We start from the raw sequence: 12,497 nt of genomic DNA, 5'->3' as shown, positions 1-12,497 counted from the left end.
GAGGTGACACCCCGACCGCTGTCCCGCAGCCTCGCACCCCTCCCCGAGGAATCACTGCCCGGTCTGCTCCTGCGGCTGGCGTACCGCATGGAGCGCTCTCCCGCCCGGATCGCACACCTTTGCGGACTGGTTCATCGTCAAAACCGGCTCCCAGGCGAGTACCTGCTCTCACTGCCTGGCGAGCGGATCGTGCAGTTCGCCGCGGCCACCCGCCTGAGCGTGGAGGAAGCCAATGCACTGACACTGTCGTCCTATGCCGGCGTCTACCCGCCGTTGGCGTCCGTACGGATCGACGGCAACCGGACCACCGCCGCCGCGCGGAAGTCGTGGGCTGCCAGCATGTCCAGTCGGTACTGTGCCGCGTGCCTTTCCGGTGACGGAAGTCCCACCCAATCTCGCTATGGCGGCCCCTGGAAACTGCGCTGGCATCTCCCCGTCTCGTATGCCTGCGTCACGCACCGCACCTTGCTCTCCCACACCTGCCCGCGCTGTGGGGACATGCCGAATCGGCCGACAAGCACCGAGCGCCAAGGGCTGATCATGCACCGGACCACGAGCGGGTTGCACCCAGCCCAATGCCGGCGCCCCGTAGCTGATGCCGACGTCTCTCCGACCGCTGCTTGCGCTGCCCGTCTGGACGACGGACGCCAGGCCGCACGGGTGCCCGATGCCGATCTGTCCATGCTTCTTGCACTACAGCACCGCATCGATCACCGGCTGGCACGCAGCCAATCCCCTACAAATCCAGGCGAGCTGGCCTCGGGTCTCTTCTTCTTTCCGGATCTCATCGTCGCTGCACATCTGATCCGGCTCAGCTGGCCAGACGGCGCTCACTACACTTCCTCGACTTCGCTGGCCGACCTGATCGATCGCCACGTCTCCTCCGCTGCCACTCGCCGCCGCACCTATGAGCCCGCGGGGCGCAGGCTCGCTGCCTGGGACGCCCCCGAGGACCCAGGTGAGTGCGCGGCGCTGCTTGTTGCCGCCGACGCCCTTCTCGGCCACGAGGACCGCGATAACGCTGGGGTGACCGATCGCGTCCGGCCACTCGCTGAGGCCGCGTTCAGTCGCAGTTCCGCCAACATCGGCGCTTCGTTGCGGCGTGCGGACGTCTCCCCTGCCATGGCGCGAGCTCTGCTACGTCATGACAAGGGGTTCTACCGTGCCGCCGGCCACCGGCACGCGCGGCAGAGCCTTCCCTCACGGCCGAGCCGCTTCCGCATCGAGCATGTGCCTGCCCTCCTGCCGCAAACGTGGCTGTCCGCCCACTTCGAAGACCTCCTGTCCCAGTGGCTACACCACACCGCCTGGAAGGTGCGGCACCTGCGGCGCGTTGCAGCGCTCAAGCTCGCCGAGATGAGTGGCGGCGGCACCTGGCCCGACTGCGCGAAGACGCTCCGTATCCCGTGGAACACCGCACAGCAGTCCCTCAAGGTCGTCAGGAAGGAATTGGACTTGCAGAACCTGTGGCCAGACTTCGAGCGGGCCGTCGAAAGGCTGGCCAGCCAATTGGACCGGGACACAGATCGTGTGCACTTCGGGCACCGCCGGGAACTTCTCTCGGCCTGGCAGGTCCCGCCTCCGGACTGGGCCGAACTCCTTCACGAACTGAGTCAGTTCGGCCAGGGCGTCACCACCCCCACTCGTGACACCGCGACCGTGCTGATCTGGGCGCATGTCACCCAGGGTGATCACCTTCACAGCCCCGTGCTCACCGCCCTGAGGGAATCGGGCTCCAGCACCCAGAGCTTGGTCGCGTCGGTCAACCAGCTCCGCACGCTGGCGAACCACAAGGGCAGCAAGCGCAACCTGTTGCGCCGCCTCGCGGCATACTCTGACCTTCTCGCCACCGCCTGCGATCGATCGGCTGTCTCGTCGCCGACCGGCTACGCCGAAATCGGGCTACAGGCTGCTCACCTGCGTGGAATCAAGTCCCCGTAGGAGTGTGGTGATTACGCCAGGGCTCAGTGGTAGATCATCCGCCGACGCCCCGAGGCGAATGACGATCGCACCCTCAGGGGGTCTCGTAATACGGCCTCGTACATCTGCCGCTCCAGCGGTACTCCGCAGCACCGAGTAGGCCGAACGGCTAATCATCCCCTCGGAGAAGCCGTCAAAATCGCACTGCGTAGCAACCGTGTTGCCAACGTGGTCGCAGTATTGACGTTTCGCCGAAGCGCTCGCCCACCGCTTCGACGTCCTTCCCGAGCGCATCAACTACGCCAAGCGCCGTGGGGCCTCAAGAGGCCCTGTTCTCGTATAGCTACGGCGAACAGACATGTAGCGCTCCTCGAAATCTCTGCGCAACCCAGCCTGGGACTACCTGCGACCAAAACTTGGCTCTCGGCGGCTCCGTAGACACGATCAGCAAGCAAGAACCGCGACGCGCGGTACGCCCGAACCTCATCAACCCACGGAACGTAGCAGGTCAGCTACCTCAGGTGGCCGACGCATCAGATCACTGCCCGCTTAGCCAACGATTTCAGCTGGCGCCAACCATCCCTCTTTTGTGCCAACTAAAAATCTTCGTCACAGTGACTCACCGCCGTACGCGCGGCATCCCCAGGCCGATCCACGAGATGATCTCCCGCTGGATCTCGTTGTTGCCGCCGCCGAAGGTGAAGATGACGGCGGAGCGGTATCCGCGTTCCAGTTCGCCGTGCAGTACGGCGCCCGCCGAGCCTTCCTTGAGCGGTCCCGCCGAGCCGACGATCTCCATCAGCCAGGCGTAGGCGTCGCGGCGCGCCTCGGAGCCGTAGACCTTGACGGCGGAGGCGTCCTGCGGGGTGAGGGTGGCGTTCTGCACGGCGGACACCATCTGCCAGTTGAGGAGCTTCATTGCGTCGAGCCTGGTGTGGGTGCGGGCCAGCAGGGCGCGGACCCAGCCGAGGTCGATCACGCGGCGGCCGTCGGTGAGCCGGGTGTCCGCGGCCCAGCGCTGGACGTTGTGGAGGGCGCGGATGGCCATGGTGCCGTGGGCGGCGAGGGTGACGCGTTCGTGGTTGAGCTGGTTGGTGATGAGCCGCCAGCCCTGGTTCTCCTCGCCGACACGGCGGGAGACGGGGACGCGAATGTTCTCGTAGTAGCTGGCGGTGGTGTCGTGCGAGGCGAGGGTGTTGATCAGGGTGCAGGAGTAGCCGGGGTCCGTGGTCGGGACGAGCAGCATGGTGATGCCCTTGTGCGGTGCCGCGTCCGGGTCCGTGCGGACGGCGAGCCAGACCCAGTCCGCGGTGTCGCCGTTGGTCGTCCAGATCTTCTGCCCGTTGACGACATACTCGTCGCCCTCACGCACGGCCCTGGTCTTGAGGGCGGCGAGGTCGGTGCCCGCGTCGGGCTCGCTGTAGCCGATCGCGAAGTCGATCTCGCCGGACAGGATCTTCGGCAGGAAGTACGCCTTCTGCTCGTCGGTGCCGTACCGCATGATCGTCGGGCCGACGGTGTTGAGGGCCATCAGCGGCAGCGGTACGCCCGCCTGCGCGGCCTCGTCGAAGAAGATGAACTGCTCCATCGGGGACAGTCCGCGTCCACCGTACTCCACCGGCCAGCCGACGCCGAGCCAGCCGTCGGTACCGAGGCGGCGGATCGTCCCCCGGTAGAAGGCCTTCTGGGCCGCGGGGGCTGCGTAGCGCGCGTACGCGTCGTCGGGGACCAGTGCGGCGAAGTAGGCGCGCAGCTCGGCGCGCAACTGCTGCTGTTCAGGCGTGTATTCGAGGTGCACGGCCCCTCCGGGAGTCTCGCGGTCGCGTCGTCCTTGTGCGGCGGCGCACACAGTAGAACGTGTTGCAAGAATCCGGAAGGGCCGGGACGTCTCCGGCCGGGTCAGCGCTTGACGGCTCGCAGGACGACGAACTTCGGGTCGCCCGCGACGGTGACGCAGTTGCCGAAGATGCGGCGGAGCCGGGTGTGGTAGCCGAGGTGCCGGTTGCCGACGACCCACAGTTCGCCGCCTGGCCGCAGTGCGTCGCGCGCGCCGAGGAACATGGTGCGTGCCGTCGCGTCGGTGGTGGCCTGGTGGGAGTGGAACGGCGGATTGTTCAGCACCAGGTCCACGCTGGCGGACGGCAGTTCCGCCGGCCCGTCGCCGACGACGAACTCGGCCTTGGCGTCCGGTCCGGTGTTGGCTCGGAACGTCTCCTCGGCGGAGGCGACCGCCTGGTACGACTCGTCGATGAAGGTGACCGTCGCCTCGGGGTTGGCGAGCGCCGCGGACAGCCCGACGACGCCGTTCCCGCAGCCGAGGTCGACGACCCGATCGGGGCCGCTGCGCGCGGGGAGGTGGCCGAGGAAGAACCGGGTGCCGATGTCGAGGCGCTCGGCGCAGAAGATCCCGGCGTGGTTGGTGACGGTCCGGCCGGAGACCGGTCCGACCCCCTGGGGCAGCTCGTACCGGTACGGCCACGGGCTGGGTGTGCGGGCCGTTCCCGGGGCCGGGGTGGAGAAGATCAGCCGGGCCTTCTTGACCGCGAGGGACGTGCGGGTGGGACCGATGATCCGCTCGAAGAGCTTGAGGGTGGAGGTGTGGATCTCCTTGACCATCCCGGTGCCGATGACGACCGTGCCGGGGTGGACGGCCGGGGCGAGCCGGTGCAGCTGGTCCTCCAGGAGTGCGAGGCTCTTCGGGACACGTACCAGCAGGACATCGATGCGGTCCGGCGGGGTGTCCCTGGCCGACAGCAGACGCACCGCGTCCGCGTCCACGCCGTTGCGGTCCAGGTTCGCCAGGGTCGCGCGCTGCGCCAGGTAGGAATCGGTGATCTGTACGGGCCGGTGCGCGGCCAGTACGGTGCTCAGCGCGCCCCAGCGGTCGCCCACCACGACCACGGCGCCCGACAGATCGACCGGGTCCGTGCCGTCGGCCCCTTCCAGCCGCCGCAGCAGGTACTCGTCGGCAGCGTCCCACGCTCGGAACGGGTCGCGCGGATCCTCGGGGTAGCGGGCGAGGTCGAACCCGGCCCCTGACGTCGTCAAACGGTTCATTGTCCACCCAGGCTAGCCGAGCCGCGGGGAGCGCCCGCACACTCCCCGCGCGCCGGCCGCCGGGCCGCCGCGTACCGCTACGGCAGCACCTTGTCGATCGCCGACCGGCCCTCCCGGGCCAGCCTGCGCTCCGCCCACTGGAGATTCTTCGGGGTCAGGTCCCGCCCGGAGGCGAGCACCAGGTCCTCCGCCGACGGATTGTCGCTGCCGCCGGTGTGCAAGAGGCTGTCGGGAGTCACTCCCCGGGTCACGGATACGGATACGGATTCGGGCTCGTCGCTCATGCCGCCTCCTCGTCCTTTCGGTCATTCTCGCCCCGCGCCAGGCCCGCCGCATCCGAGGCCTCCCGGACCTCTCCCGGGGGCACGATCAAGCCATCACTTGACCTGCACATGATAGGTACACACTGTTCACACCATGGTCACGGTGCGTGTGGAAGGCTCCCGCGTACCACATACCACACGACCGCCGCGGCGCCGTCCCCACCTTGTGACGGTGTCGTGGCGCACGCATTTTCGGAGAGGACACCCCACATGTCCCGTCGTCACCTTCGTTACCGGCGCCCGCTGCTGGCGACCCTTGCCGCCTTCGCGGTGCTCGGCGGTACCGCCGCCGCCGCACCGGCCGCCGTACCCGAGGCCGCGCCCACCACCGCGACACCGCTCCGGGTACTCGACGACACGTACTACCAGGACGCGCTCGGCAAGACCGGAACCCAGCTGAAGAGCGCTCTGCACGGGATCATCAAGAACCAGACCAAGATCTCCTACAGCCAGGTCTGGGAAGCCCTCAAGGACACCGACCAGGACCCCGCCAACAGCTCGAACGTGATCCTCCTCTACACCGGGCGTTCCCAGTCCAAGAACTCCAACGGCGGCTCGGTCGGGGACTGGAACCGCGAGCACGTCTGGGCCAAGTCGCACGGCGACTTCGGCACCGCCACCGGCCCCGGCACCGACATCCACCACCTGCGCCCGGAGGACGTCACCGTCAACTCGATCCGCGGCAACAAGGACTTCGACAACGGCGGCAGCGCGGTCAGCGGCGCACCGGGCAACTACACCGACAGCGACTCCTTCGAGCCGCGCGACGCGGTCAAGGGCGACGTGGCCCGCATGATCCTCTACATGGCGGTGCGCTACGAGGGCGACGACTCCTTCGCCGACCTGGAGCCCAACGAGAAGGTGTCCAACGGTTCCGCACCGAACATCGGCCGGCTGTCGGTGCTGAAGGCATGGAGCCAGGAGGACCCGCCGGACAGCTTCGAGAAGCGGCGCAACGACGTCATATTCGACAAGTACCAGCACAACCGGAACCCGTTCATCGATCACCCCGAGTGGGTCGAATCCATCTGGTAGGCCCGACCGATCCGGAGGTCCGGCGGCCATCCGCCGGACCGGCCGGGGTGCTCAGCCGCCGGTGCACCAGGCCACGGCCTGTTCGCGGGTGGCGAAGCACCTGAGGGCCGTCGGCGCGTCCCGCTGTCCGGTGCCGGGCGGGGCGAGCCGCCCGGCCGGGTCGGCGACGGCGGTGCGCGCGCCGTCCGCCGCGATCCGGCCGAGCCCGCCGCGCAGCATCGCGCGGGCCACCCGGTCCACACCGGTGACCTGCAGCAGGTCCAGCACGAGCGGTCCCGTCCCCCGGGGGCGCGACTCGTCCAGCGCGTACAGCACCCGCTCGGCCGCGGTGAAGTCGATGGCGCCCTGGGCCGCCACCACCGCGACCCGTTCGCGCGGGACGCTGTCCCGAGGGCCCGGCCCGGCGGCGGGCAGATCACCCGCGGTGGCGACGAGCGTGACGGTGGAGGCGGCCAGTGCCGGGTTGTGCATCAGGTGCAGGCCGAGCCTCTCCGACAGGGCACCGAGCGCGGCGCGCCCGCGTACCGAGGTGCCGCTCGGGTCCAGCCGGGGGCTGTACGTCGCCAGCCCGAACCGTGCGGGGCCCGCGGCGATCAGCCCGCCGGACACACCGCTCTTCGCCGGCAGCCCCACGCGCAGCAGCCATTCGCCGGAGGCGTCGTACATGCCGCAGGTCGCCATCACCGCCAGCACCTGCGCGGCGACCGGCTCAGGGACCACCGCCTCACCGGTGAGCGGGTTCACGCCGCCGTGCGCAAGGGTGGCGGCCATCGCTGCCAGGTCCAGCGCGGTGACCCGTACCGCGCACTGTCTGAAGTACGTCTCGACCGCCGCGACCGGGTCGACGGGCAGCGGGCCGGCGCTCCGGATCAAGTAGGCCAGGGCGCGGTTGCGGTCGCCGGTGGCGGCCTCCGAGGCGTACACCTGCTCGTCCACGTCCAGCCGCCGGCCGGCGAACCGGCTCAGGCAGTCGAGGATGCGGTCGAACCTCGGGGCGTCGGGGGTGTCCGGGATCAGCGCGGTGGTGATGATGGCCCCCGCGTTGACCATGGCGTTGTCGGGCCGCCCGGTGTCCGGTTCCAGGCTTATGGCGTTGTACGCCTCCCCGCTGGGCTCGGCGTTGACCCAGCGGCACACCTCGTCGAGCCCGAGGACGGACAGCGCGAGCGCGTAGACGAACGGTTTCGACACGGACTGCATGGTGAACGGGGCACCGGCGTCGCCCGCGCTGTAGCGGTGACCGTCCATGCTGATCAGCGCCAGCCCGAACGCGTCCGGGTCGGTCCGCGCCAACTGCGGGATGTAGTCGGCCGGTCGGCCGTCCCGCAGCCCGGTGAACCGCGTGTGCAGTTCGCACAGGGCTTCGGTGACGGCGTCGGCGGCGCTCATCCGGCCCGGCCGTCAGCCGCGCTCGGCCTGGGCGATCCGGGGGAACGTCTTGACACCGGCCGCCTTCCGGCTGTTGGCGTTCTGGCTGACGGTCCGTCCGGGTGGAGCGGCCGGGAAGCCGAGCACCACTGAGTCGAGCACCTTCCCCGACGCGTCGATGAATTCCACCTTGACGGCGTAGAAGGCGGCCTTGTCCGTGTGGTTGGTGACTCGGACGACGGCGCTGCGGAACTGCTCGGTCTTGGCGAGGGGCAGCCCGGTCACCGACACGTCCCCGATCGCGTTGCCCCGGCCCTGCACACCTTCGAGCAGCTTCGCCGCCTGCTGCCGGTTGCGCTCGGCGGCGGCGGAGACCGAGGCGGCGAACTCCTGCTGGGTGCGCCCGGTGGGACTCGCGGTCCGGGTCATGGCCGGTTCGGGGGAGACCGTTCGGGTGCTCCTGGCCGTACCCGTCGAGTTGGTGCCGGAGCCGCCGCAGGCGGCGGTACCGGTGATGATCGCCGCGGCCAGTACGGCCGGGGCCAGATTGCGCGCTGCGCGGCCGCCAAGGGCGTTTCGCGAAGAACTGATCGGGTTCACGGAGGCTCCGTCTGCCCGGAAGGGCGTAAGTGGAAGTCGGGGAAACCGCTGTTCGGCACTGCCTGGGAAGACAATGAAGAACTCGCCCATATTAGGAACAAAAGATATGAATTGACTCGTCGAATTCACCCGCTTCACTCGGGAGCGGACTCCGGCCGAACCCCTGGGAGAGAACGATGGACACGGACGCCCTGACCGCCGGCCTGTTGCGGGAACTGCGGACGGTCAAGCCCTATCCGGCCCTGTCCCTGACCATGCCGACGCACCGCCGCGCCCCGGACAACGCCCAGGACTCCGTTCGGCTGCGCAATCTGGTGGCCGAGGCCGCCGATCGGCTGGAGGCGGACCCCGCGGTCACCCGCGAGGTGCGGACCGCGATCAAGGAGCAGCTCGACCGGGCGGTCACCGAGGTGGACCCCCGCCGGGCCCTGGACGCCCTGGTCCTCCTCGTCACCCCCGACGAGCACCGGATCTGGCAGCTTCCGCGCACCGCGCCCGAACGGGTGGTGCTCAGTGACACCTATCTGACCCGCAACCTGGTCGCCGCGAAGGCGCAGTCCCAGCCGTTCTGGGTACTCACCGTGTCGGCCGACCGGGCCGTCCTGTGGAGCGGCACGGCGGACGCCGTGCGGGAGGAGCGGACCGGCGGGTTCCCGCTCACGGCTCCGCAGGAGCCGCCCAATCCGCAGCGCGAGGAGCGGGTCGGCGACACCCCGAGCACCTTCAGCGACGAGGAGACGCGCAACTTCCTGCGCACTGTCGACGAGAAGCTGCGCACGGTGCTCGCCGAGGAGACGCGCCCGCTCTACCTCATGGGTCTCGCCCCCGCGCTCGCCCTGCTGGACGAGGTCGGGGGGAGCGCCAAGTCTGCCGTCGGCCGGGTCACGAAGGGTGCCCCCGCCGACATGTCGGCGGGGGAGCTGCTCAAAGAACTGCGGCCGGCGCTCGACGAGCGGCAGCAGCGGTTCGTGGCGGAGATCGACGGCAGACTGGACGAGGCCCGCGGCCGTCGTGCCTTCGCCGGGGGCCTCGACGAGGTGTGGGCCGCCGTTCGGGAGGGCCGTGCCGGGCTGGTCGCGGTGGAGGAGCACTTCCAGCAGACGGTACGGGTGACGGACGAGCACCTGGAGCCGGTGAGCGGCGGAGCCGCGGATCTCACGGATGTCGCGGTCCGCGAGGACATCGTGGACGAGCTCGTCGAGGCGGCCCTGGACAGCGGCACCGACGTGGTCTTCCTCCCGGACGGCTCGCTCGCGGAGCACGGACGTATCGCGGCGGCCCTGCGCTACTGAACGGACCGGCGCGACGCCGTACCCCCTCCCCCGGGCCCGCATGCCTCAGGCGTGCGGGCCCGGGGGCGCGCTGGGAGACTGAGGAGGGGCCGCCTGGCCCCGGGGCAGGTCCCGGAGAAAGGGGTGACTGCACCATGCCACGCGGATCCAACGCCAAGCGGGAACGGCAGTACGAGCACATCAAGGAGAGCGCGCAGGAGCGCGGGGTCAGCGAGGAACGGGCCGAGGAGATCGCGGCCCGTACGGTCAACAAGGCACGCGCCCGCGCCGGTGAGTCCAGGACGGCCAGCCGTACCTCCGTCGAGGACATGTCGTCCTCGCGGCGCGGCGGTCTGCGTTCCCACAGCGGAGCGGAAGGGCCGACCCGCGACCAGCTTTACGAAGAGGCGAAGAAGAAGAACATCCTCGGGCGGTCGAGCATGACGAAGGCCGAGTTGGCACGGGCCGTGGGCCGCTGAGCCTGCGTCGTGGAAGCCGGGGGTGGGCGTGGGAGCCGGAGCGGTGTCAGCCGCTCCAGGTCCAGTCGGCCACCTCCGGCAGGTCCGTGCCGTGTTCACGGATCCAGGCGTGGTGGCGGGTCCGGACATCCGCCATCGCCTGGCGCACCGCCACGGCACGGACGCCGAGGCCGGGCACCCGGTCGATGACGTCCATGACCAGCCGGTAGCGGTCCAGGTCGTTGCGGACCACCATGTCGAAGGGCGTCGTGGTGGTGCCCTCCTCCTTGTAGCCCCGCACATGCAGCTGCTCGTGGCCCGCGCGCCGGTAGGCGAGCCGGTGGATCAGCCACGGGTAGCCGTGGTAGGCGAAGATCACGGGGGTGTCCTTGGTGAACACCGCGTCGTACTCGGAGTCCGGCATCCCGTGCGGGTGTGCCTCGCGGGGCAGCAGCCGCGTCATGTCGACCACGTTGACCACCCGTACCGCCAGTTCCGGCAGATGCCTGCGCAGCAGGTCGGCGGCGGCCAGGGTCTCCAGCGTGGGTACGTCACCGGCGCAGGCGAGCACCACGTCGGGTGCGCGGCTGCCGTTCTCCGTGCCCGCCCATTCCCAGACCCCGGCGCCGCGGGCACAGTGCGCGCGGGCCTGGTCGAGGGCGAGCCAGTCGAAGGAGGGCTGCTTTCCGGCCACGATCACATTGACGTAGTCGCGGCTGCGCAGCGCGTGGTCGGCGACCGAGAGCAGGGTGTTGGCGTCCGGCGGCAGATAGACCCGTACGACCTCGGGGCTCTTGTCGAGGATGTGGTCGACGAAACCCGGGTCCTGGTGGGAGAAGCCGTTGTGGTCCTGACGCCAGACGTGCGAGGTGAGCAGGTAGTTGAGCGAGGCGATGGGGCGGCGCCAGGCCAGCCGGCGGGAGGTTCTGAGCCATTTGATGTGCTGGTTGACCATCGAGTCGACGATGTGGGCGAACGCCTCGTAGCAGGAGAAGAGGCCGTGCCGGCCGGTGAGCAGGTAGCCCTCCAGCCAGCCCTGGCACAGGTGCTCGGAGAGCACCTCCATGACGCGTCCGTCGCGGGCGAGGTGCTCGTCGGTCGGCAGCATCCGTTCCTGCCAGGCCTTCGTGGTGGCGCCGTAGAGGGCGTCCAGCCGGTTCGAGGCGGTTTCGTCGGGGCCCACAACGCGGAAGTCGCGGCGCTCGGAAGTGGCGGCCATGACGGCCTCCAGCAGACCGCCGAGCACACGGGTCGGCTCGTGCAGCACGGTGCCGGGCTTGTCGACCTCGACGGCGTGGTCGTCCAGCGGCGGGATCGGCAGGTCGCGCAGGAGCAGACCGCCGTTGGCGTACGGGGTCGAGCCGAGCCTGGCGTCGCCCTCGGGCACACAGGCGAGCACCTGGGGGCCGGGCCGTCCCGACGCGTCGAAGAGTTCCTCGGGCCGGTAGGAGCGCATCCACTCCTCCAGCTGCCGCAGGTGCTCCTCGTTGTCCCGGACGCCGGGCAGCGGGACCTGATGGGCGCGCCAGGTTCCTTCGACGGGCACCCCGTCGACCGCCACCGGCCCGGTCCAGCCCTTGGGGGTGCGCAGCACGATCATCGGCCAGTGCGGGCGTGCGGTGTCGCCGCCGGTGCGGGCGGCGGCCTGGAGTTCCCGGATCCGGTCGACGGCCCGGTCCATCGCGGCGGCCATCGCCCGGTGCACGCCGACCGGGTCGTCGCCGCCGACGTACAGGGGGTCGTGCCCGTAGCCGCGCAGCAGTGCGTCGAGCTCCGTCTCGGGGAGGCGGGCGAGCACGGTGGGGTTGGCGATCTTGTACCCGTTGAGGTGGAGGACCGGGAGGACGGCGCCGTCGTGCACCGGGTCGAGGAACTTGTTGGAGTGCCAGGACGCGGCGAGCGGTCCGGTCTCGGCCTCGCCGTCGCCGATGACGCAGGTGACGAGCAGGCCGGGGTGGTCCAGGGCGGCCCCGTAGGCGTGCGTGAGGGCGTAGCCGAGTTCGCCGCCCTCGTGGATGGAGCCGGGTGTCTCCGGTGCCACATGGCTGGGCACCCCGCCGGGGAAGGAGAACTGCTTGAACAGCTTCCCCATGCCTTCGGCGTCCCGGGTGACGTCCGGGTACGTCTGCGAGTAGCTGCCCTCCAGCCAGGAGTTGGCGAGGACGGCGGGCCCGCCGTGGCCGGGGCCCCAGACGCAGAGGCCCTGGATCCCACGGGACTTGATGACGCGGTTGAGGTGGGTGTGGACCAGGTTCAGTCCGGGTGAGGTTCCCCAGTGGCCGAGCAGCCGCGGCTTGATGTCGTCCCGAGCGAGCGGCCGGGTCAGGAGCGGGTTGTCCATCAGGTAGATCTGGCCGACGGTGAGGTAGTTGGCGGCCCGCCAGTGGGCGTCGAGTGCCGCGATCTCCTCGTCGGAAGGGCCGGTCGCGCCGGATGTGGCTGCCGGGCCGGGGGCGTTGCTCATG

Annotated in this window: 10 protein-coding genes; 4 read left to right on the top strand and 6 right to left on the bottom strand. The window is 69.9% G+C overall.

From position 1 onward, the window contains the following. The first annotated feature begins 3 nt into the window (after nt 1-3). Nucleotides 4-1,941 carry a TniQ family protein gene (locus tag OG842_RS36365; protein WP_266734746.1) on the top strand — a complete coding sequence of 646 codons (1,938 nt, stop codon included), beginning with the start codon at nt 4-6 and terminating at the stop codon, nt 1,939-1,941. 598 nt (nt 1,942-2,539) lie between these two features. Here OG842_RS36365 and OG842_RS36360 read toward each other — a convergent pair. The 3 genes from OG842_RS36360 to OG842_RS36350 all read right to left on the bottom strand — a co-directional run bounded on the left by OG842_RS36360 (nt 2,540) and on the right by OG842_RS36350 (nt 5,261). After that, nucleotides 2,540-3,718: an acyl-CoA dehydrogenase family protein gene (locus tag OG842_RS36360; protein WP_266734748.1), complete on the bottom strand. Its 1,179-nt coding sequence runs from the start codon at nt 3,716-3,718 to the stop codon at nt 2,540-2,542. Between the two features lie 101 nt (nt 3,719-3,819). Then, entirely contained in the window at nt 3,820-4,977 is a 1,158-nt protein-coding gene (locus tag OG842_RS36355; protein WP_266734749.1) for a methyltransferase, read from the bottom strand. 77 nt (nt 4,978-5,054) lie between these two features. After that, a complete protein-coding gene (locus tag OG842_RS36350) occupies nt 5,055-5,261 on the bottom strand; it encodes a hypothetical protein (RefSeq protein WP_266734751.1) in 207 nt (68 codons plus the stop codon). Between the two features lie 249 nt (nt 5,262-5,510). On the opposite strand from OG842_RS36350, the gene OG842_RS36345 reads away from it, so the two are divergent. After that, entirely contained in the window at nt 5,511-6,335 is an 825-nt protein-coding gene (locus tag OG842_RS36345) for an endonuclease I family protein (RefSeq protein ID WP_266734753.1), read from the top strand. 51 nt (nt 6,336-6,386) lie between these two features. Here OG842_RS36345 and glsA read toward each other — a convergent pair whose 3' ends face one another. Beyond that, the gene (glsA, locus tag OG842_RS36340; RefSeq protein WP_266734754.1) at nt 6,387-7,724 is read right to left on the bottom strand and encodes a glutaminase A; all 1,338 of its coding nucleotides are present in this window, start codon (nt 7,722-7,724) and stop codon (nt 6,387-6,389) included. Between the two features lie 12 nt (nt 7,725-7,736). Next, nucleotides 7,737-8,303 carry a hypothetical protein gene (locus tag OG842_RS36335; protein ID WP_266734756.1) on the bottom strand — a complete coding sequence of 189 codons (567 nt, stop codon included), beginning with the start codon at nt 8,301-8,303 and terminating at the stop codon, nt 7,737-7,739. 176 nt (nt 8,304-8,479) lie between these two features. Here OG842_RS36335 and OG842_RS36330 point away from each other — a divergent pair, with 176 nt between their 5' ends. Both OG842_RS36330 and OG842_RS36325 read left to right on the top strand, forming a co-directional pair. After that, complete coding sequence (locus tag OG842_RS36330) at nt 8,480-9,595, top strand: baeRF3 domain-containing protein (protein ID WP_266734757.1); 1,116 nt, start codon at nt 8,480-8,482, stop codon at nt 9,593-9,595. A 134-nt stretch (nt 9,596-9,729) separates the two neighbouring features. Then, entirely contained in the window at nt 9,730-10,053 is a 324-nt protein-coding gene (locus tag OG842_RS36325) for a plasmid stabilization protein (RefSeq protein ID WP_266734759.1), read from the top strand. A 46-nt stretch (nt 10,054-10,099) separates the two neighbouring features. Here the strand turns inward: OG842_RS36325 and OG842_RS36320 are convergent, their stop codons facing one another. Next, nucleotides 10,100-12,496, bottom strand: coding sequence for a phosphoketolase family protein (locus tag OG842_RS36320; RefSeq protein WP_266734761.1), 2,397 nt, complete (start codon nt 12,494-12,496; stop codon nt 10,100-10,102). Nucleotide 12,497 lies beyond the last annotated feature (1 nt).

The organism is Streptomyces sp. NBC_00376, from assembly GCF_036077095.1.
Classification (GTDB): domain Bacteria; phylum Actinomycetota; class Actinomycetes; order Streptomycetales; family Streptomycetaceae; genus Streptomyces.
This window is presented reverse-complemented; position numbering and strand designations above follow the sequence as displayed.